Source organism: Agrobacterium vitis (genome assembly GCF_013426735.1).
Taxonomy (GTDB): Bacteria; Pseudomonadota; Alphaproteobacteria; order Rhizobiales; family Rhizobiaceae; genus Allorhizobium; species Allorhizobium vitis_D.
This window is the reverse complement of record NZ_AP023273.1, coordinates 1,040,870-1,062,503: the sequence shown is the minus strand read 5'-3', so window position 1 is coordinate 1,062,503 and position 21,634 is coordinate 1,040,870. Positions and strand designations below refer to the sequence as shown.

General features: G+C 59.3%; 18 protein-coding genes and 1 other annotated feature. Of the genes, 14 read left to right on the top strand and 4 right to left on the bottom strand.

The genetic code is table 11. The features are described from left to right. Positions 1–2 precede the first annotated feature (2 nt). The gene (locus H1Y61_RS21825; RefSeq protein WP_180574805.1) at positions 3–1,001 is read right to left on the bottom strand and encodes a GntR family transcriptional regulator; all 999 of its coding nucleotides are present in this window, start codon (positions 999–1,001) and stop codon (positions 3–5) included. Between the two features lie 530 nt (positions 1,002–1,531). On the opposite strand from H1Y61_RS21825, the gene H1Y61_RS21820 reads away from it, so the two are divergent. From H1Y61_RS21820 to H1Y61_RS21765, 12 genes are all read left to right on the top strand, one after another. Further along, a complete protein-coding gene (locus H1Y61_RS21820) occupies positions 1,532–2,605 on the top strand; it encodes an ABC transporter ATP-binding protein (RefSeq protein ID WP_180574804.1) in 1,074 nt (357 codons plus the stop codon). Next, on the top strand, positions 2,598–3,497 hold the full coding sequence (locus H1Y61_RS21815) for an ABC transporter permease (RefSeq protein WP_180575248.1): 900 nt from the start codon (positions 2,598–2,600) through the stop codon (positions 3,495–3,497). Before H1Y61_RS21820 ends, H1Y61_RS21815 begins: the two co-directional genes overlap by 8 nt. Position 3,498: 1 nt before the next feature. Next, positions 3,499–4,344, top strand: coding sequence for an ABC transporter permease (locus tag H1Y61_RS21810; protein WP_087730288.1), 846 nt, complete (start codon positions 3,499–3,501; stop codon positions 4,342–4,344). After that, positions 4,341–5,090 (top strand): SDR family NAD(P)-dependent oxidoreductase, encoded by a 750-nt coding sequence (locus H1Y61_RS21805; RefSeq protein WP_174112828.1) that lies wholly within the window; start codon positions 4,341–4,343, stop codon positions 5,088–5,090. Before H1Y61_RS21810 ends, H1Y61_RS21805 begins: the two co-directional genes overlap by 4 nt. Positions 5,091–5,109: 19 nt before the next feature. Continuing rightward, positions 5,110–5,877 carry an SDR family NAD(P)-dependent oxidoreductase gene (locus H1Y61_RS21800; RefSeq protein WP_174112830.1) on the top strand — a complete coding sequence of 256 codons (768 nt, stop codon included), beginning with the start codon at positions 5,110–5,112 and terminating at the stop codon, positions 5,875–5,877. Between the two features lie 66 nt (positions 5,878–5,943). Continuing rightward, positions 5,944–7,176, top strand: a complete 1,233-nt coding sequence (locus H1Y61_RS21795; protein WP_041698608.1) for an ABC transporter substrate-binding protein — start codon at positions 5,944–5,946, stop codon at positions 7,174–7,176. A 209-nt stretch (positions 7,177–7,385) separates the two neighbouring features. Continuing rightward, positions 7,386–8,495: an ABC transporter ATP-binding protein gene (locus H1Y61_RS21790; RefSeq protein ID WP_174112832.1), complete on the top strand. Its 1,110-nt coding sequence runs from the start codon at positions 7,386–7,388 to the stop codon at positions 8,493–8,495. Positions 8,496–8,542: 47 nt separating this feature from the next. After that, positions 8,543–9,424, top strand: a complete 882-nt coding sequence (locus tag H1Y61_RS21785) for a polysaccharide deacetylase family protein (RefSeq protein WP_070150143.1) — start codon at positions 8,543–8,545, stop codon at positions 9,422–9,424. A 53-nt stretch (positions 9,425–9,477) separates the two neighbouring features. Continuing rightward, complete coding sequence (locus tag H1Y61_RS21780; protein WP_174112834.1) at positions 9,478–9,810, top strand: hypothetical protein; 333 nt, start codon at positions 9,478–9,480, stop codon at positions 9,808–9,810. Further along, the gene (locus tag H1Y61_RS21775) at positions 9,803–10,819 is read left to right on the top strand and encodes a CobW family GTP-binding protein (protein WP_174112836.1); all 1,017 of its coding nucleotides are present in this window, start codon (positions 9,803–9,805) and stop codon (positions 10,817–10,819) included. Before H1Y61_RS21780 ends, H1Y61_RS21775 begins: the two co-directional genes overlap by 8 nt. A 73-nt stretch (positions 10,820–10,892) precedes the next feature. After that, a complete protein-coding gene (locus H1Y61_RS21770; RefSeq protein WP_180574803.1) occupies positions 10,893–12,110 on the top strand; it encodes an ABC transporter substrate-binding protein in 1,218 nt (405 codons plus the stop codon). Between the two features lie 22 nt (positions 12,111–12,132). Continuing rightward, complete coding sequence (locus tag H1Y61_RS21765; protein ID WP_180574802.1) at positions 12,133–13,512, top strand: amidase; 1,380 nt, start codon at positions 12,133–12,135, stop codon at positions 13,510–13,512. A 6-nt stretch (positions 13,513–13,518) separates the two neighbouring features. Here H1Y61_RS21765 and H1Y61_RS21760 read toward each other — a convergent pair whose 3' ends face one another. After that, positions 13,519–13,995, bottom strand: a complete 477-nt coding sequence (locus tag H1Y61_RS21760) for an Lrp/AsnC family transcriptional regulator (RefSeq protein ID WP_012654170.1) — start codon at positions 13,993–13,995, stop codon at positions 13,519–13,521. A 223-nt stretch (positions 13,996–14,218) separates the two neighbouring features. Between H1Y61_RS21760 and H1Y61_RS21755 the strand changes: the two genes are divergently transcribed. Together H1Y61_RS21755 and H1Y61_RS21750 are read left to right on the top strand one after the other, a co-directional pair. Then, positions 14,219–15,556, top strand: coding sequence for an NAD(P)/FAD-dependent oxidoreductase (locus H1Y61_RS21755; protein ID WP_180574801.1), 1,338 nt, complete (start codon positions 14,219–14,221; stop codon positions 15,554–15,556). 74 nt (positions 15,557–15,630) lie between these two features. Further along, positions 15,631–15,686, top strand: a sequence feature (sul1 is cis-regulatory element that is thought to sense ions involved in sulfur or methionine metabolism; They are found in Alphaproteobacteria). Positions 15,687–15,772: 86 nt separating this feature from the next. Next, entirely contained in the window at positions 15,773–17,254 is a 1,482-nt protein-coding gene (locus H1Y61_RS21750) for a SulP family inorganic anion transporter (RefSeq protein ID WP_180574800.1), read from the top strand. 268 nt (positions 17,255–17,522) lie between these two features. Here the strand turns inward: H1Y61_RS21750 and cysG are convergent, their stop codons facing one another. Beyond that, positions 17,523–19,004: a siroheme synthase CysG gene (gene cysG, locus H1Y61_RS21745; RefSeq protein ID WP_180574799.1), complete on the bottom strand. Its 1,482-nt coding sequence runs from the start codon at positions 19,002–19,004 to the stop codon at positions 17,523–17,525. After that, positions 18,976–21,633, bottom strand: a complete 2,658-nt coding sequence (locus tag H1Y61_RS21740) for a nitrate reductase (protein WP_180575247.1) — start codon at positions 21,631–21,633, stop codon at positions 18,976–18,978. The genes cysG and H1Y61_RS21740 overlap by 29 nt, the downstream gene beginning before the upstream one ends. Between the last annotated feature and the right edge of the window lies 1 nt (position 21,634).

Genomic DNA, 21,634 nt, shown 5'->3' with positions numbered 1-21,634 from the left:
GCTCATTCCTGAACGCGGGTCAGATAGGCCGCCGTGGCGCCTGGATCGGGAATGATCGCGACGATCTTCATCTGGGCTATGGTCCGGTTCAAGGCGGCATCCAGATGGGTGCCGTGCATGGCCGCCGCAGCCGTGGTCGCCCCACGGGCCAGCAACTCGACGATCAGCCTAAATTCAGTAATCGTCGTCAGGTCGCCGGGCAGGCCGAGGCGGGCCAGCAGGCTGGTCGCCGCCGTCACCGGCAGAAGATTGTTGCGGATCAATTCGCGCAGCTTCTCATTGGGCGTGGCGAGAATGCAGATGTCGATGAAGCCTTGTTGCATCTCCATCACATCTCTGAGGCCATCCCCGGCATGATCTCTCTCCAGCTGCCGAAGCCGTTCCAGCAGGCAAAGCAGCGCTTCACTGTCGATATGGGGCGCAGCCGTCGTCAATGCCTGCGGCTCCAGCATGGCACGCAACCCGAAATGATCCTTGATGGTCTGGGCGGTCAACGGACCAGCGATCCAATGGGAGCTTTGGTTCTTGCGCACCAGTCCCCGCTCGCTCAGCCGCGCCAGCACATCGCGCACCACCGTGCGGCTGACGTTGAAATGGCTGGCAAGTTCGGTCTCGATGATCCGGTAGCGGCCAAACACCACGCATCCGGCCACATCACGCTCCACGGTGTCGTAAATCCGCTCCCAGGAGGACCGGTTCTGCAAAGCGTCGTCGGCATGTTTGGCAACGGTCAGGCCGATGCTGCGGATATCGGTTCTCAGTGGCTCGATGCCAAGACCTGTCGGGCCAACGAGATAGCCGCGCCCTTGAAACCGATGCACCAGCCCGTCCGCCTCCAGCGCCTGCAAGGCGCGCTGTACCGGTGCGCGGGACGTTTGCAGGATCTCGGCAATATGGCCTTCCAACAGCACAAGTCCTTGCGGCAACAGGCCTTCGGCGATGTTGGAGCGCAGCACGGCCTCGGCAATTTCATAGCGGCGTTGGCCGGTTTGTGTCGTCATGGCGCAGGCTGTTCCCGTTGGTGTGTAATCTCTGTAAGGCGAAAACCGCTTTCGAGACTAGAGGGATAAAAAGCAATATGCGCATGCAGCATCTTATTTTTGGATATCGTGTGCAATAGTCATTTTTAAAAGCGTCTCCGGATTGGCCAAGGTATGGGTCATCCGGGTGCAATTGAAGGCGTTCAATTGAAGGAATTCCTGAAAAACCGGCAGAAATGTCGGCTTTGGTGGATCTGTCTGTGCTTGCGTGTTGAGATTTTGAGGGTGTAGGTTTGCGGAATGCCTGGTGTTTAACCCTAAAAATCAACTGAATTCAAAAATCCTGAAAAAGTATATTGAATACAAAAATCATCCATGCCATGCTTCGTCTGTATCGTGCCAATAGAAGCACGGACAAGCGGAACGAATAGAAAAATGCCCGATTGCCGATTCCTGTGATGCGCCTTTGTTGAAGGGCGCAAGCGCTCTTCCTGTGTTCGCAGGGAGGGTGTTCGGGTCCGGCTGGCTGGGCGCAACTGGCGAGAACCGACGTGACATCCGTGCTCGAGCTACACAATCTGGTCAAGACCTATGGGGATACACGCGCCCTTGATGGCTTGAGCCTTTCGCTGCCCGACAATCATTATATTTCGCTACTTGGCCCAAGCGGATCGGGAAAGACAACGCTGCTCCGGGTGATTGCCGGTTTCGAGCGGTGTGAGGGCGGTTCTATCCGCTTTGCCGGACAGTCCATGCAGGACGTGGCGCCGCATCGGCGGGGCATCGGCTTTGTCTTTCAGAATTTCGCGCTGTTTCCGCATCTAAGCGTGCGGGAAAATATCAGCTTCGGTCTCGCCAATCGTGAGGTGGCACCGGTGACCAATGCTGGCGAAGTGGCCGACAGGGTGCGTGACATCATCGCGCTTGTTGGCTTGCAAGGTTTGGAAACCCGTGCCATTACCCAGATTTCCGGTGGCCAGAAACAGCGTGTTGCCTTGGCCCGCACCCTGGTTACAGAGCCGAAAATGGTGCTGCTGGACGAGCCGCTTGGCGCGCTGGACGCCAATCTGCGGGCCCGGATGCGCAATGAGTTGCGCGACATCCGCGAGCGCTGCGGCGTTACCTTCCTGCATGTCACCGGCAGCGAGAGCGAGGCGCTGGCCATGGGCGACATGGTTCTGGTGCTGGATCGTGGGCGCATTGCCCAGACCGGCAGTTCGGACACCATCTATAACCGCCCCGTTTCCGCCGATGTGGCGCGCTTCCTGAATTGTTACAATCTTTTTTCCGGCGCGGTCGATGGCAACAGTTTCGTGGCCCCGGCAGGCCGTTTGCCGCTCGGCGGTTTCAGACAATCCGCTTCGACCCCCGCCTATGCCATTCGCCACGATCGGATTTCCATCCGTCCGCTGATTGCCGAGCGGGGCAGCGATGAAGTGGCAATCGAAGCCAGCTTTCTGGCTGAGGAATATACCGGATCGGCGGTCTATTCGTTTTTCTCGGCGGATGATGGTTCTGTCTTCGAAGTGGAAACTCATTTGAGCAAGGACGCCCGCCCGATCCTCGAACCGCAGACCCGCTACGCGCTGGTCTGGAACAAGGAGCACGCCCTTGTCTATGCATAATCAAGCCCTTGGTGACACCATCGTCCCCGTCACGGAACCTGCCGCCAAGCCGTCGCGCATCTCCTTCTGGCTGGTGCTGCCGGGTGTCGTCTGGATGTTGCTGTTCCTGGTCCTGCCGATGTTGATGATGGTCTATGTGTCCTTCTGGACGCAAACCACCTTCACCATCAAGCCGGTATTGACGCTGCAAAGCTGGATCACCTTTTTTTCCAGCGATACCTATCTGGGTGCGCTCTGGACCACGGTCAGGATCTGGCTGCTGGTGCTGGTTGCGACCTTGGCTGTCGGCTATCCGGCGGCGCTGTTTGTCGGGCTGTTCGTCAAAAACAAGACGCTGCAAACCGTGCTTCTGGTGCTCTGCGTCATTCCGTTCTGGACCTCCTTCCTGATCCGGGTTCTCGCCTGGCGGCCGATGCTTGGCAAGGAAGGGGCGATCAACATGATCCTGATGAAGCTTGGCATCGTCAGCCACCCCATCGAAGTCCTGCTGTTTTCCGAACTGTCTGTCATCATCGGCATGACGCAGATCTATTGCGTGTTCATGGTCGGCCCCATCGCCTTCATGCTGGGACGGATCGAGCCGGCAATCATCGAGGCGGCGCAGGATCTCGGGGCCGGTTTCTGGCGGATCTTCCGCACCATCATCCTGCCGATGTCGATGCCGGGCGTGGTGGTGGGCGCGATCTTTGTCTCGGTCATGGTTCTCGGTGAATTCGCTACCTCGGCGGCACTGTCGGGCCGCAAGGTCAATCTGCTCGGCAATATCATTGTTACCCAGGTGGGCTCGCTGAAATGGGCTTTCGCGGCGGTGGCGGGCGTCGTGCTGACCCTGCTGATGGGGCTGGTTGTCGCGGCGCTGCTGCGGGTCGTCGATCTCAGGAAGGAGTTGTAGGATGAATTCCGGAGCGGTCAAACTGGGGCTTGGCGTCTATACCACGCTGTTTCTGGTGTTTCTCTATGGGCCTTTGGTGGTTCTCGCCATCCTGTCTTTCCAGACGGGACCGGAAGGCGGTCCGCAATTTCCGATCATCGAATGGTCGGTCTATTGGTACAAGCACCTGTTCGGCCTGACGCCGCCGTCGCGCATTGCGCCACTGCCGATCAACGATGCCCTGGTGCGATCCATGGGGTTGGCGGTGATGACGATGATCGTCTCCACCGTGCTGGGGGTTATTTCGGCGCAGGCTTTTCGCAGCCGGTTCAAAGGCTCCGGCCTGGTCTTCTACCTGATCGTGTTAGGCATGATGGTGCCGGGCGTGCTGGTCGGACTTGGCATGGCGCTGGTTGCCAATACTCTTGGCATTGACCGCCACTGGTGGGGTACGGCCTTCGTGCTGCATGTGGTCTACACCTTCCCCTTCGCCTTCCTGGTGATGCTGGCCATCTTCAATCGCTTCGATCCGAGCGTTGAGGAAGCGGCCTGGTCGCTTGGCGTCAGCCCGATGCGGACGTTTCGCAAGATCACCTTTCCGCTGATCTTTCCGGGTGTGCTGTCGGCCATGCTGTTTGCCTTCACGCTCTCCTATGACGAGTTTTCCCGCACGCTGTTTGCCTCTGGCCGCGACCTCACCCTGCCGCTGGCGATCTACGGGACGTTTTCGGTGGAAGTGCATCCGAATGTCTTCGCTTTCGGCGTGCTGACCACGCTGTTTTCCTTCGCGCTGCTTGGCACTTACGCCGTGCTGATGGGGCTTTCGGTGCGCCGCGCCCGGCGCATCGCCGTGCAGGAGGACGCATGATGGAAAAGTCCGCTTTCCCTTCCGCCATTGTCACCGGAGCCGGTTCCGGCATTGGTCTCGCCATTGCGCTTCGGCTGGCAAAAGACGGGTATGGCGTGCTGGTCAACGATCTTGCCCTGGAAAGAGCGAAAGCCGTCGCCGAAGAGATCACGGCGTCTGGTGGCAAGGCCTCGGCCTATGCCGGGGATGTCTCGGAGGAGACGCAAGCGGCGGCGATCTGCGCTGCTGCCGTCGTCGCCCATGGCCCGGTGGTGCTGCTGGTCAACAATGCCGGTATCGCCCATCAATCGCTGTTTGAGCATCTTGAAGTCGCTGATTTCGACCGAATGTTTGCAGTGCATGTGCGCGGTAACTTCCTGATGACCCGCGCCGTGTTACCTCCGATGCTGGAGCGGGGAGACGGCGTGATTGTCAATATCGCCTCGCAACTCGGCCAGATCGGTGGCGTCGAACTGGTGCATTATTCCGGCGCCAAGGCAGCGATTATCGGCATGACCAAGGCCTTGGCACGCGAAGTCTCTGCCCGTGGCGTGCGCGTCAATGCGGTCGCCCCCGGCCCAATCAATACGCCGCTGGTCATGGGCCTTTCAGAAGACTGGCGGAATGCCAAGCGAGCCCAATTGCCGCTTGGCCGGTTCGGTGAACCGGAGGAAGTGGCCGCCGCCGTCTCCTTCCTTGCCTCCCCGGATGCTGCCCTTTTCGTCGGCCAGACACTGGGTCCGAATTCCGGCGATGTGATGCTTTGAACCCTGAAGGAATAGACAGATGAGCAACCAGAACCAGCGGATCGTCATCATCACCGGAGCCGGGATTGGCATCGGCGCTGCCGCGGCTAAAGCCTTTGGTGCGCTCGGTGATCATGTCGTCGTCACCGATATTTTGGACGCAGAAGGCGAGGCGGTGGCGCAGGCCATTCGCGCTGCCGGTGGCTCGGCGGAGTTTCACTATTATGACGTGCGCTCGACACCGGCAGCCGATGCGCTGGTTGCCGATATCGAGGCGCGGCTTGGCCGGATCGATGTGGTGGTTGCCAATGCTGGCATTGCGCATCGTGTGCCGCTGAAAGAACTGACCGATGAAAAATGGGACCTGACCTTCGATATCGATCTCAAGGGCATCTTCCGCCTCGTTCGGGCGGCTACTCCTGGGATGCGCGCCCGCAAAACCGGGGCGATTGTCGCGCTCTCGTCGATCATGGGCATTGCCTATGGCTGGGATGAGCATGTGCATTATTCCGCTGCCAAATCCGGGGTGGTGGGGCTGGTGCGCGGTCTGGCCGTCGAGCTTGCCCGTGAGGGTGTGCGGGTCAACGGCATTGCGCCGGGCTATATCCGCACCGCGCAATTGCTGTCGGAGGAAAACTCTCTCGGGCCGGTGGGGGCCGAAAAAGCCGCTGAAATCATCCCGATGGGACGGCTCGGAACACCCGACGATATTGCCGATGTCATCACTTTCCTTGCCTCCAATGCCGCCCGCTACATGACCGGCCAGGTGCTGGTCGTCGATGGTGGCCTGCTTGTTGGGCGTTACTGAAAGCAACAATCAACAACAACAAAAACCGGCAAAGCCGGATCGGGAACTCAAAACTGGAGAACTGCCATGTCATTACTGGAACTCAATCGCAGATCACTTCTCAAACGCTCCACCGGCATGATGGCGCTGGCCATGGGGGCAGGCACGCCCTTCCTCTCGTCGCGGGCAGCCTATGCCCAGGCAACCAGCCTTGCCAGCCAGCAGCTGCGCACCATCGGCCTGTCGGTGACGGTGCAGGAGCGCATTCTCAATGACTTCAAGAAGGCCTCCGGCGTTGGCGGCACATCCGGCACGGCGGCAACCTTCCCGGATGCGCAGACCAAAATCCTGTCCGGCTCGAAAGATTACGATTGCTGGGAAATCATCGCCGAGCGCCTGCCTGCCATCGTCATGACCAACAATGTCGAGCCGGTACCGGCTTCCGGCTTGAAAAATTGGGCGAATATCCGCGACACCTTCACCAAGCCATCCGACAAATGGGACTTGAAGGCGCAGATCGTCGGGCAGATCTGGGCTGATGAAGGACAGACGACACTGAACATGGTGCCAGCCGTCTATAACTACGATTCCATCGGTTATAACCCGGATGTTGTCTCCGCCGAAGAGGCCAATAGCTGGGCGGCGATTTTCGACAAAAAGTGGAAGGGCAAGTCCGGGCTCAACACCGATCCGCTGATTGCCTTTGGTCAGGCGATCATGGCGATGAACACGCTTGGCCTGCTCAACGTCAAGAACCCCGGCAATCCAAGCGCCAAGGAAATCGACGAGGCGGCGGCCTTCCTGGTGTCGAAGAAGAAGGAAGGCCAGTTCCGGGCGCTGTGGGGTGATTTCGGCGAACTGGTCAACCTGATGGCCTCAGGTGAGATGGTGGTCTGCGATGCCTGGCAACCGGCTGTCATGGCGGTGAAGGCGCAAGGCAAGTCCTGCAAATATGCGGTGCCGAAGGAAGGCTACCGCGCCTGGGCCATCGGCCCCTCGATGATTGCAGGTACGACGAACAAGGAAGCCGTCACAGCCTATGCCGATTACTGGCTGTCGGGCGAGCCTGGTATCGCGGTGTCGGAGCAGGGTTATTACTCGCCCTCCACCAATATCAAAAGCGTTATGGCACCGGAAAAATATGCCTTCTGGTACGAGGGCAAGCCTTGGACCGGCGCGCCGGAGCGCGGCATCAAGGAAGGCGACCTGCGCGATGGCGGCTCGCTGGAAGAGCGCGCCAAAAACGTCGCTTATTGGCATCAATGGCCGGATGAATACGACCATCTGGTGCAGAAGTGGGACGAGTTCCTGAACGCCTGACGAGACCGCCGTAGATCGGTTACTCGGTCTGCGTTCACCCACCGTCACCCTCGGGCTTGTCCCGAGGGTCTACTGCCGAGGGCCAAGCCATGATCGTCACCTGCATATCGCATCCCGGCAGATGCTCGGCACAAGGCCGAGCATGACGGCACGTTGCGTGACGGACGTGGCATCTGATCGCCCAAGAGGGCACCGCCTGGAGATTTAGGATGATTTACGATCTGGAACTGATTGATGTGGGCAAGGTCTATGACAATGGCACCACGGCTGTCAGCGCCTTCAGCCTAGCGGTCAAGAAAGGTGAGTTCATCGCGTTTCTCGGCCCATCCGGCTGCGGCAAGACCACGACGCTGAGGATGATTGCCGGGTTCGAGGGGATTTCCTCCGGCGATATGATGATCAAGGGCGTGCGCATGAACGATGTGCCGCCGCAGATGCGCCCGACCGCGACGATCTTTCAGAATTACGCGCTGTTTCCTCATATGAGCGTGCGCCGCAATGTCGCTTACGGTCTTGAAGTCAAAGGCATGGCCAAGGCCGAGCGCGACCGCAAGGTGGAGCGGATCATCGCCACGCTTGGGCTTGAAGACATAGCCGAGCGCAAGCCGGAAAAGCTTTCCGGCGGCCAGCGCCAGCGAGTAGCCTTGGCGCGGGGACTGGTGATCGAGCCGGACATTCTGCTTCTGGATGAGCCGCTTGGCGCGCTTGATGCCAATCTGCGCAAGGCGATCCAGAACGAGCTGAAAATCCTGCAACGGACGCTGGGCGTCACCTTCATTTTTGTCACCCATGCGCAATCGGAGGCGCTGGCGCTGTCCGACCGGGTGGTGGTGATGAATCAGGGCCGCGTCGAGCAGGTCAGCCCGCCGCATCAGCTCTATACCCGGCCCGCCACGCCCTTTGTGGCGCAATTCATTGGCCGAAACGCGATTTTTAAAGGGCATGCCCGCGCCGATGGCGCAGGCGACTTGCGGGTCGAGACCCCGGAGGGATTGCTTGCAGGCTTGGTCAATGGTCAGGTAGCCGACGGCGGCCTTGCCAATCTCGTCGTTCCCGCCGAGGCCATTCAGGTTCATCATGGAAACCGCGAGCCGCTTGAGCGGGTGTCTGTCGCCCATGGTGGCAACGCGGTTCATGCCCGCATTCAACGTGCCGATGTCGTCGGTCATGTCTCGCATATTTCGGCGGTGCTGGCGGATGGTCGGTCTTTGTCTCTCGAGGCCCATGTCGAGAAATATCGCCCGGATGAGTTTCCGGTCGGCTCCGACGTGTTTCTGTCGTGGAAGCCTTCGGATGCCACCATTATCGCCGCACACTGACAGGTCCGCACCTGATCAAAAAGTCTTTATCAAAAGGAGAAAACACCATGGCAAAGGAAATCTTTTGCAGCTTCGGCATCGATGTGGATGCGGTGGCCGGCTGGCTCGGCTCTTACGGTGGCGAGGATTCGCCTGACGATATTTCCCGTGGTCTGTTTGCCGGTGAGGTCGGTGCGCCGCGCCTGCTGAAACTGTTCGAGCGCTTCGGCATCAAGACCACCTGGTTCATTCCCGGCCATTCCATCGAGACCTTCCCGGAACAGATGCAGGCTGTGGCCGATGCAGGCCATGAAATCGGCATTCACGGCTATACCCATGAAAACCCGATTGCCATGACCCGTGAACAGGAAACCGAGGTGCTGGACAAGTGCATCGAGCTGGTCACCAAGCTGTCTGGCAAGCGCCCGACCGGCTATGTGGCGCCCTGGTGGGAATTTTCCAATGTCACCAATGAATTGCTGCTGGAGCGGGGCATCAAATACGACCACTCGCTGATGCATAATGATTTTACGCCCTATTATGTGCGCGTTGGCGATAGCTGGACCAAGATCGACTATTCCAAGAAGCCCTCCGACTGGATGGTGCCTTTGAAGCGTGGCCACGAGACCGACCTGATCGAAATTCCGGCCTCGTGGTATCTCGATGACCTGCCACCGATGATGTTCATTAAGAAATCACCCAACAGCCACGGCTTCGTCAATCCGCATGATATCGAGCAGATCTGGCGCGATCAGTTCGATTGGGTCTATCGTGAAATGGATTATGCGGTTTTCCCGATCACCATTCACCCTGACGTTGCCGGACGCCCGCAGGTGTTGATGATGCTGGAGCGGTTGTTTGCCCATATGAGCAAGCATCCGGGGGTGAAATTCGTCACCATGAACGAGATCGCCGACGATTTCGCCAAGCGCTTTCCGCGCAAGAAGTAACAAGACGGCGGGGGCGGTGTGACGCCGCCCCTTGTCTGTGAAAGGAGATCGTCATGTGTTCACTCTGCGGTGTAATTGGCGGCAATGAACATTGGGCCGACGCCGTGGCCCGACCCGGCGTTTACACCCGCAACGGGGAGCGGGTGGACCGCCGCCGTGAACGGATGAACCGGGTGAACACCGCAAACCGGGTGCTGAAGGCTTATGGCCTGTCGCTATCCGACTGGCAGGGCTCATCCTACCTCCTGTCCAGCCTGACGGGAAAGACCGAGATCATCGAGGATCTCGGCCATCTCTGGTCGGTCGCTGAAAAAATGTCCGGTCGGGCCTGTGATCCGCTTGATCCGGTGCTGATCGCGCGGATGGAAACGGCCCGTAATGGCTGATGCAAGCGGTGCTATTCCCCAGTTCACGCCCGTCAATCTGCTAACCGGCTTCCTCGGCTCCGGCAAGACGACGCTGCTCAAGCGCTTGCTATCGGACCCGGCGCTTGCCGATACGGCGGTGCTGATTAACGAGTTCGGAGAAATCGGCCTCGATCATGACCTTGTGGAAACGGTTGATGGCGATACGGTGCTTTTGCAATCCGGCTGTGTTTGCTGCACCATTCGCGGCGATCTGGCTGAAGCCGTGCGAACCCTGCATGACCGCCGCGAGCGCGGTGAGATCGCACCTTTTCGTCGGGTGATGATCGAAAGCACCGGGCTTGCCGATCCGTTTCCGATCTTATCGACGCTGAAAGCCGATCCGGTCCTGCGCCATCATTTCCGCCACGGCAATGTCATCACGACGGTTGATGCCATTAACGGCTTAGGGCAGCTCGACGCTTATGGCGAGTCGGCGCGCCAAGTGGCGATTGCCGACCGGTTGGTGATCACCAAAACAGATATGACCGAAGCTCTCGAACAGCCTGATTTGACCGGACGGTTGATGGCCAGGATCGCGTCGATCAATCCCGATGCAGCGATACTGGCCGCTGCCGTCCCGGATTTCTCAGCCGCCAGCCTGCTGGATGATGATGCCAGCCTGCACAGTTCCTCCCTGCAATCGGCCAGTGGGTTTTACTGCGAAGCGCCAGGAGACGCCAGCCATAGCGGTGACTTCCGCTCCTTCGTGGTGACGGTGGATGAGCCGATCGACTGGACCGCCTTCGGCATCTGGTTGACGATGTTGCTCAACCGCCATGGTGCCAAGGTTATCCGGGTGAAGGGCATTTTGAACATCGCGGGTGAGGACCGGCCCGTTGCCATTCACGGGGTCCAACATCTGGTACATCCGCCCGTCCATATGGGCGGCTGGCCATCGACGGATCGGCGCTCCAGGCTGGTTTTCATTGTCGATGGATTGGAGACGGCGCTGATCAGGCGGTCTTTCGAGGCCTTTGCGATAAAGTGAGAGGCATGGATGGTGGCAGAGGCTCTATGGTTTTACGATAGCTTTATAAGTGAGTCAGGAATGTCAAACGCCAATGAACACCCATAACCCACCGGCTTCTTTTCCTGCGCCCGCCCTTCATACGCAAGGCAAGCCGCGTCTTCGGATACTCGGCACGGCGATTTCGTTGCTGGAGCCGTTGCGCGTTCAGGCGCAGCAGGATCTTGGCATCGAGGTCGTGTTCGACAACAATGATTTTCTGACCACCCAGCACAAGGCGGCGCAGGCGCCGGATAGTTACGACATCTACGATCAGTGCTTTCATAACCTGGATATCGTCTGGTACTGGCGGGCCATCCAGCCGATAGAACTGAAGCGGATCGACCTCTGGAACGAGATTTCCGATCTCACCAAGACCGGACGACTGGAGCCGAGTGCCCAACTGGGCAAGGGCGATGCACCTGTCAAGAAACTGTTCGTTCAGCCGGATCTGTCGCTGGGCGATAATCCGACCGGCCATATTTCCATGTTGCCGACCACCCATAATTTCGACAGTTTTGCCTATCGCAGTGATCTGGTGAAAAGCCCCAGGTCCGTGTCCAGTTGGGCAAGTCTGTTGGACGAGACCTGGGCGGGCCGGGTGGCGCTGATTGACGAGCCCGCCATCGGTATTTTCGATGCGGCTCTTGCTGCCGAGGCGGCTGGCCTGATGCGGTTCGATAATATCGGCAATATGACCGTGGCCGAGATCGACCGGCTGATCGCCATTCTGACAGAGAAGAAAAAATCCGGATTTTTCAGGGACTTCTGGCGCACCGCTGAGGATGCCGCAGCCCTGATGGTTAGGGGCCGCACCGATATCCAGAGCATGTGGTCCACAGGCATTACCATCCTGAGCGGTCAGGGCATGGCCGTGGAGCAGGCGGTGCCGGTCGAAGGCTACCGGGCCTGGCATGGCGGGCTTTGCCTGTCGCGTGGCCTTGAAGGCCGGATGCTGGATGTGGCCTATGACTATCTTAACTGGTGGATTTCCGGGTTGCCAGGTGCTGTCGTTGCGCGGCAAGGCTATTACATCTCCACGCCGCAGCGCTCAAAGGCGTATCTGAGCAAGGCGGAATGGGATTATTGGTATGGCGGCCTGCCCGCCGCGCAGGACTTGCCCGGACCGGATGGCGCAATGCGGATCAAGGCTGGCGAAAGCCGCAGCGGCGGGTCTTACTGGCAGCGTGCCAACCGCATCGCGGTGTGGAACACCACCATGGACGAACATAATTATCTGGTGCGTCGCTGGCTTCAGCTGATGGCGGCATAATATTGTATTAAAGGAGTAACCGATGACCCCAAACTTTTCAGGCCAAGGCCTTTCAGGCAAAAGCATTGCCCAGCTTGCTGTCTTGATCCAGTCCGGCGCGCTTGATCCGCAGGATCTGGCCCATCAGACGTTGGGGGCCATCCGGGATTACGGGGATCAGACAATTTTCACCCGGCTAACGCCGGAGCGGGCGATGCAGGAGGCCCAGGCTTCGGCATTGCGCATCCGGGCCGGTTGCTCGCTCGGCCCTCTGGACGGAATACCGGTTGCCTGGAAAGATCTCTTTGATCTTGAAGGGCAGACCACAACGGCTGGCTCCGTGGTGCTGGACGATCAGCCACCAGCATCGCGCGATGCGGATGTGGTCCAGGCCCTGGCAAGTGCCGGAATGGTGTCCATCGGTCAGGTCAATATGAGCGAGTTTGCTTTTTCCGGCCTTGGGGTCAATCCGCATTACGGCACACCGCGCAATCCGCACGGCGTGGGCGAGGCTCGGGTTCCCGGCGGCTCGTCCTCGGGCTCGGCTGTTGCCGTGGCCGCCGGGCTGGTGCCGGTGTCGATTGGGACGGATACGGGCGGGTCAGTGCGCATTCCCTCCGCCTTCAATGGCATTGTCGGCTATAAGGCGACCCGTGGCCGCTACTCCATGCGTGGCGTCTTTCCTCTCTCCAAAAGTCTCGACTCCCTTGGACCGCTCTGCCGCACCGTGCAGGATGCGGTGTGGATCGATGCTGCCATGCGAGGGCTGACGCATCCGCAGGTGACCCGCACCGCCTTGGCCGGACGCCGTTTCGTGGTGCCGGAAACGGTATTTTTCGATGGTGCCGAGGATGGTGTGGTTCAAGCATTTGAGGCTGCGATAGGCCGTCTGGAACAGGCTGGCGCCGTGGTGCGCCGTCAAGCCTTCCCGATCATGCAGCAGATCCTCGATCTTCTCGCCAAGCATGGCCCGCTGGTGACAGCGGAAGCCTATGTGTTGCATCGCCACCGTCTGCATGGGCCAGACGCGGCCCGCATGGATCACCGCGTTGCGACCCGCGCACGGCTCGGCGAAAACATCAGCATTGCCAACTATGTCGAGCTTATCGACCGGCGTGAGCAATTGATTGCGGAATTTACCGGCCAGATTGGAGCGAATGAATTCATCCTGACGCCAACCGTTGCGCATGTGGCACCACTGACCGCGCCGCTTGTGGCTGACGATGACCTGTTCGTGGCCACCAATGGCAAGACATTGCGCAACACGATGCTCGGCAATTTTCTCGACTGGTGCGCGGTCTCGCTGCCGTGCGGCACGGGGGATGCCAATATGCCGGTTGGTTTGCAAGTGTCCGGGCTTGCACGGTCCGATGAGGCCCTGCTTGGTCTGGCGCTTTCGGTGGAAGCGGTGGTTTGCGGCTAAATGAGCCTATACTGGAAACAGGCTGGTCAGCGGCATATGCGATTTGACGATTGGTGATTTCAGCACCACGAAGCTGAAATATTTATCGATGCCGATATCCATGTCGGTCAGCCTTTCCATGATCGACTGATATTCGCCAATCCCCGATGTGACGAATTTCAGCATGTAATCATAGCCGCCGGAGACCAGGTGGCATTCGATCACCTGGTCAACTTTTTCAACCGCGGCGAGGAACCGGGCGAAATCGATCTGCCTGTGGTTCTTCAAGGTGATCTCGGTAAACACCGTCAGCGTCTGGCCAAGCTTGCTGACATTGATCTGGGCAGAATAGCCCTCGATATAGCCATCGGCCTGAAGTTTCTTCACCCGCATCAGACAGGGGCTGGGGGAGAGATTGACCAGTTCGGCCAGTTCCACATTGGTGATCCGACCGTTCTTTTGCAGTTCATAGAGAATCTTGATGTCGATCCTGTCGAGCTTCACCCTGCTGTTCCTTCTGATCCCTGTGTGCCAGCATATTATGCTTCGAAAGCCAAAGTGCAAGCGATCATCATCAGGAAAACACGCTGGAAAGCTTTGAAAAACCTTATGCAACACAGGGATTGTTTGCATTTCTAAAAACGGAAGGAAATGCTGAATCTGGCGCAATCGCGGTGCTTTTCACTGATGGAAATGCTTATGCTGATCAGCAATCAAGGAGCTTTTCATGCGTGTACCCCTTTTGCGAGTAGAAACCCACACCACTTTGCCTGAGGCAGCAGATGTCGTGGTGATCGGCGGCGGTATCGTCGGCACATGCACCGCCTATTTCCTGGCAAAACGCGGCGTCAAAGTCGTGCTGTTGGAAAAGGGGTTGATCGGGGCGGAGCAGTCCAGTCGCAATTGGGGTTGGTGCCGCCAGCAGAACCGCGATGCCCGCGAATTGCCGATGGCGACAAAAAGCCTGGATCTCTGGGACAGTTTTGCCAGCGACATTGGCGAGGATGTCGGGTTTCGCCGCTGCGGCCTGCTTTACCTGAGCAATAGCGAGGCGGAAATCGCCACCTGGGCCAAATGGCGTGACTTTGCCAAAATAGTCGGCGTCACCACGCACATGCTTTCGGGCAAGGAAGCCGCCGAAAAAGGCAGCGCGACGCGAAAGCCGTGGCTTGGCGGGGTGTTTTCGCCCAGCGATGGCATAGCGGTCCCCGAAAGGGCTGCCCCGATTATTGCGCGCGGCGTGATGAAATTTGGCGGAACCGTTATGCAGCATTGCGCGGCCCGTGGGCTGGAAACCGAAGCTGGCCGGGTCAGTGCCGTGGTGACGGAAAAGGGGACGATCCGCACGGGAACCGTGGTGATGGCGGGCGGCGCCTGGGCGTCTTCCTTCTGCAATCAGTTGAACATTCGCTTTCCGCAGGCCTCTATCCGGTCCTCTATCCTTTCTGTCCGTCTTCTTGAGGGATTAGGGGCCGAAGCGTTGCCGGACGCCCTGCATACGGCGCGGGTTTCCGTGACCCGCCGGGGCGATGGCGGTTATACCCTGGCGATCAGCGGCCGTGCCAGCGTCGATCTGACCCCCCAGCAGATCCGCTATGGCAAGGCTTTCCTGCCAATGTTCCAGCGGCGGTGGAGAAGCCTGAAGCCGGGTACGATCGAAGGTCTGCGCAATGGCCATGAGACACTGGCGAAATGGGCGTTGGACAAGGCGACGCCGATGGAGCGCAACCGTATTCTCGACCCGATACCGGATCGCAAACTGATCGCCGAAACCTATCGCCGGGCCGGCGAATTGCTGCCTGCTTTGGCTGGCGCTAAGATTTCGGCCAGTTGGGCTGGCTATATCGACAGCACCCCGGATGGTGTGCCCGCCATCGGTGAAATCTCCTCACTGCCAGGCTTTATTCTGGCGGCCGGATTCAGTGGCCATGGCTTTGGCATCGGGCCAGGGGCAGGGCATCTGATCGCCGACATCATCACCGGTTCCGAACCGATTGTCGATCCCAAAGACTATAGGCCAGAGCGGCTGGCTCATTCTGCCTGGGGCAAGGTCGCGGGCTTCTGATCCCGGCTTCTTTCCGGCCAGGTTGGTACGGGATTGCAAAGACAGGTGCTTTCTGCGTATAGAAAGCCATGAACCACGGACCCGGTGAAATTCCGGGTGGCTATTCTGGCCGCCGATCCGCCAGACAACGCACGACATTTCTGAAACGTGATGATCCGTTTATTCGGCACGATCTGAGCGTTTGTGAAAAATCTTCCCCGTTGCGAAACAATCTCCATGAAAAAAATTGAACGATACCAGCGAGACTGGTTCTCGAATATCCGTGGCGATGTCCTGTCGGGCATTGTCGTGGCCCTTGCGCTTATACCCGAAGCCATCGGCTTCTCGGTGATTGCCGGGGTCGATCCGAAGATCGGGTTGTTTGCCTCGGTTATCATCGCCTGCGTTTCTGCTTTCTGCGGTGGGCGTCCGGGCATGATTTCTGCTGCCACCGCCGCAACCGCTGTATTGATCGGTGGATTGGTCAAGGACCACGGTATTCAATATCTGTTTGCTGCAACGGTATTGATGGGTCTGCTGCAAATTCTGGCGGGCTTCCTGAAGCTGGGGCGGCTGATGCGCTTCGTGTCGCGTTCGGTGATGACGGGCTTCGTCAATGCCCTGGCGATCCTGATCTTCATGGCGCAATTGCCGGAATTGCTTGGTCGTCCGCCATCAACATTCGTGATGATTGGTGTGGCGCTTGCCATCATTTATCTCTTCCCGCGTCTCACCAAGGTGGTGCCGTCGCCACTGGTGGCTATCGCCGTTCTGACAGCAGCGACCTGGTGGTTCGGGTGGGATGTCCGCAGCGTCAGCGATCTCGGCGAATTGCCGTCCAGCCTGCCACTGTTTGGTTGGCCGCAGGTGCCGCTGACCTTCGAGACGTTGCAGATCATTTTCCCTTATTCCATCGCGCTCGCCGCTGTCGGCCTGCTGGAATCGCTGCTGACAGCCCAGATCGTCGATGACATGACGGATACGCAAAGCAACAAGAGCCAGGAATGCATCGGCCAGGGCGCAAGCAATATTGCCTCCGGCCTGTTCGGTGGCATGGGCGGTTGCGCGATGATCGGTCAGTCGGTCATCAATGTCTCGTCCGGTGGGCGAGGGCGCCTTTCGACCTTTGTCGCGGGTGCATTCCTGCTGGTCCTGCTTCTGGTCTTGGACGATATCCTGCGCGTTGTGCCGATGGCGGCCTTGGTGGCGATCATGATCATGGTGTCGATTGGCACCTTCTCATGGCGGTCTATCCTCGATCTGCGCCGCAATCCTCCCTCCTCCTCGATGGTCATGCTGGTGACAGTGGTGACAGTGGTTGCTACCCATGATCTGTCCAAGGGCGTGCTGGCCGGTGTGCTGCTGTCGGGGGTGTTCTTTGCCGGCAAAGTGGCGCGGATGGTGCATGTGAAGGCGGAAGACCAAGAGGATGGGTCGAGGCTTTACCGGGTCGATGGCCAGATCTTCTTTGCCTCCGCCGATGCTTTCATTGCCGCCTTCGATTTCGATGATGAAGTGAAGGCGATTACCATTGACGTGACGCAGGCGCATTTCTGGGACATTACCGCTGTTGGTGCCCTGGATAAGATCGTGCTGAAGTTTCGCGCCAAGGGGGCCGAGGTCGATGTTAAGGGCATGAACATCGCCAGTGCGCATATGATGGACCGGTTTGCTGTTCACCGCGATCCGCAGGCCGTTCTGTCCGCAGGGGGGCATTGACGGTTCGAGCAATTCGCTACGCGCATAGCGCATGGCTGGCGTGCGAAAAACTGCCTCGAAAATGTGCGAAAATCAGGTATAACTCTTTTCATCGAAGCGATGCATCCTCCTCCCGCAAAGCTTCGATATACCGGGCCAGCTTCTCCTCCTCCCAGAGCGGCCCGTTGGAATGACGGCACTCCTCCTCCCAGCCGTCGTTCGGTTCTTTTCGAAAAGCCTGCCGCACCTCCTCCCGCGGCAGGCTTTTCGTTTTTGGAGGTGTTTTCTTTCAATAAACCGCCATTTTCTGTTCTGCCTGTTCTGGGAAAGCACACTGCATCGCTGTGCCTTGCTGGGCAAAGGCGGTGCCGACGCCGATGAGGATCGGATTGCTGACGCCAAGTATGGCGACCGCATCGGCCAGCTCGCCGACCGTTCCCCGCCAGCTTGTCTGTTGCGCACGGCTGATTGAGGTCATCGCCACCGCTTGCGTGTTGGAAGCCATGCCAGCGGCTATCAGATTTTCGGCAATCCGGCCTGCCATCCGACCACCCATATAGAAGATTGTCGTGACGGATGGATCGGCCATATCGCGCCAGTTGAGGCTTTCCGGCAGGTCGCCATGCCGGGAATGGCCCGTCACCAATCGCAGCGATTGAGCGTGATCGCGGTGGGTGAGCGAAATGCCAAGCGCCGCCGCCATGGCGCTGGCTGAGGTGATGCCGGGTACGACATCCACGGCAATGCCCTCATTCGCCAGCCGGGAGATTTCCTCGCCTGCCCGCCCGAAAATCATCGGATCGCCGGATTTCAGCCGCACCACACGTTTTCCAGCCTTGGCAAACCGCACCATCATCTCGTTGATATCGTCCTGTTTGCAGCTTTCCCGCCCACCACGTTTGCCAACCAGCATGCGCTTGGCTTCACGGCGGGCAAGTTCGAGAACGTCAGGGGAGACGAGATCGTCAAACAGGATGACATCGGCGGCTTGCAGCGCCCGTACGGCTTTCAGGGTCAATAGCTCCGCATCGCCCGGCCCCGCGCCGACCAGTGTGACCCGCCCAAGTGGCGGGGCGTTCGCGAGCCTGGCGGTCTCGTTCAGCAGCAAATCCTCCTCACTGTCCTGCGGCGGTGTATTACCGGCAAAGGCGCGGTCCACGAACCGTTCCCAGAATGTGCGGCGCGGTGCGCCGGGTGCAAGCTTTTCATTGATCCGGCCACGGATCGCTTGCGCCAATTCCGCCCATGGTTTGAGCGCTGGCGGCAGCAGCGTTTCAATCCGCCGCCGGATCGCCTGCCCGAGAATCGGTGCTGCGCCATCGGTGGAAATCGCCACCACGACCGGCGAGCGGTTGACGATGGAGCCGAACTGGAATTGGCAATAGGCGGGCTTGTCGATGACATTGACCGGCACGCCCGCCGCTTTCGCCGCGCAATAGAACGCCTTGGCCTCGTCCTCCGTCTCGCAATCGGCAAGCGCCAAAGCGGCGTTTTCAAAAATGCCGATATGCCAGCAATGAGAATGCAGGACCATGCGGTCCTGCTCTTCAAGGAGGGCGCGGAAGGTATCGGACAATTCGTCCTCGGCGCAGAACACCTCGACATCAGCGCCGCAGGCAGCCAGCAATTCCGCCTTCCAGGCTGCCCCATCCGAACCACCGGCGACGATGACGCGCTTGCCCTCCAGCGCCCAGAACACCGGCAGTTTTGCGAGCGGCGCGACCCGTTCCGGGCGGCGAGACTTATTCTGCGGCAAGGATTTGAACGGCATCGATAATCCTCCTGATTTCGGCGCGGCAGGAGCCGCAATTGGTTCCAGCAGACAGGGTCTGGCCGACAGCTTCGACCGAGCCGCAGCCGCCCCTGACAGCATTGTTGATCTGGTTGATCCCGACCGAAAAACACGAACAGACAATTGCCCCCGGATCGATCTGACCAGCGCCGGGCCGCCCGGCAATCAGCGCCAGACGGGTACGGCGGTCGGTGAAGTCGTCGTCAAGCCGGGCGCTGGCCCAATTGCGCGATACAGCCACCGGTTGGCTTGCCATGAACAGCGCGGCGTAAAGCCTGCCTGCGTCAAAAAACGCCAAACGGACATCGCCACTGGCATGGTCGCTATAGCCGATCATCTCCGCCGTTTCCGGCACGGCAAGCGCGGTTCTCGCCCAGTTTTCCCAATCCTGGCCATTTTCGAAAGCCAGCTCCAGCCGCCAACCATGCTCGGCCTTGGCCAAAGCCCAATAGGATGCGTCAAGCGCCTGCGGCTTATGAGCTGAGACGGCAAAACCATAGGCCGTCGCCGCATTGGGTTTTGCTGTAACGGCCACATTTTTCAACGCTGGCTGGCCGGAGACCGGGTCCACCCGCGAGGGTACGAGGCTATCGATACGGGCCAGCGAGGCGGTTTCGCCGGTCCAGTGCATAGGCACGAAAATGGCGCCACGGCTCTGGCGGCTGGTTAGCAATGCGCGGACAATCACACGGCTGCCGGTTTGGCTGGAAATTTCCACCAGTTCCGCATCGGCAATACCGAGATTGACGGCATCCAGCGGGTGGATTTCCGCAAAAGGCTCGGCCAGATGTGCCGACAGCCGGGCGCTTTTTGCCGTCCGCGTCATCGTATGCCAATGATCGCGCACCCGTCCGGTATTGAGGGTGAGGGGAAAATCCTGGCTTGCCCTATCCGGTATTGCGGGGTCGCAGGCAATGAAACGCGCTTTGCCATCGGGATGATAAAAGCCGCCATTGGCGAAAAACCGGCTTTCCGCCGCAGGCTCGCCCTGTCTCTGGGGCCATTGAAAGGGGGCTAGCGCCTGATAGTCTGCCTCAGTAATCGCGCCGTAAGCGCCGATATCGAAATCGCGGCTACCATCGTTTTCAAAACCCGATAGGGCGGCATGTTCAGCAAAGATGTCGGCGGGCGACTGATAGGCAAAGGTGCGGCCAAAACCCATGCGGAGGCCAACTTCCGCCATCTGCCACCAATCAGCCTTTGCCTCGCCGGGGGCCGGTTTGAAGGCTCGCTGGCGGGAAATGCGTCGTTCGGAATTGGTAACGGTGCCGGATTTTTCGCCCCAGCCAGCCGCTGGCAGCAGCACATGCGCCAGCTTTGCCGTATCGGTATCGGCCTGCATGTCGGAGACGACAACAAAGGGGCAGGCGGCAATCGCCGCCTTGACGGCATCGGCATCGGGCATGGAGACAACAGGATTGGTGGACATGATCCACAACGCCTTGATCCGGCCATCGGCCACCGCCTTGAACATGTCCACGGCCTTCAAGCCGGGCTTGTCGGCCATGGTGGGCGAGGCCCAGAACCGCTGCACGCGATCCCGATCCTTGGGATTGCCCAGCTCCATATGGGCGGCCAGCATGTTGGCGAGGCCACCGACCTCGCGTCCGCCCATGGCATTCGGCTGGCCGGTCAGTGAAAACGGTCCCATGCCGGGCCTGCCGATCCGGCCCGTGGCCAGATGGCAATTGATGATCGCATTGACTTTGTCCGTGCCAAGCGATGATTGGTTGACGCCCTGGCTATAGCAGGTCACGGTTTTTTCAGTCGCAGCAAATAGCTGGAAAAATTGCCGCAACTGCATGGCTGGCAGGCCGGTCTTCTCCATCAAATCGCCAAGCGATTGACCGGCAGCGGCGGCAAACGCGTCCGCAAAGCCATTCGTATGGGTGGCAATATAGGATTGGTCGATGCTGCGGTTTTCGACCAGATGCACCAACAAGCCGTTGAACAGCGCCACATCGCCATCCGGACGGATGGAAAGATGCAGGTCGGCAATGTCTGAGGTTGCGGTGCGGCGCGGATCGATCACCACCACTTTCAGGCCGGGGCGCTTGGCCTTTTCCGCAGCAATCCGCTGATACAGAACCGGATGGCACCAGCCCATATTGGATCCCACAAGCACGATGAGATCGGCCAGTTCCAGGTCGCGGTAGGTGCCGGGAACGGTATCGGAGCCGAAGGCCCGCTTATGGCCTGCGACCGAGGAGGCCATGCAGAGACGGGAATTGGTATCGATATTGGCCGAGCCGATAAAACCCTTCATCAGCTTGTTGGCAACGTAATAATCCTCGGTCAGCAGCTGGCCAGAGAGATAGAAGGCGACCGAATCCGGACCATGCTCGGCAATGCTGCGGGAAAACCTCTCGGCCACGAGATCGAGTGCCACATCCCAGGTCTGGTGCTCACCGTAAACGGTCGGAGTGAGCGCCCGGCCATCCAGATCCAGCGTTTCACCCAGCGCGGAGCCCTTGGAACAGAGCCGGCCAAAATTGGCCGGATGATCCGGGTCGCCCTTGATGTTGACGGCACCATTGTCCTCGACCTTGGCAATCGCGCCGCAGCCGACGCCGCAATAGGGGCAGGTGGTTTTCGTCTCGCCGGACATG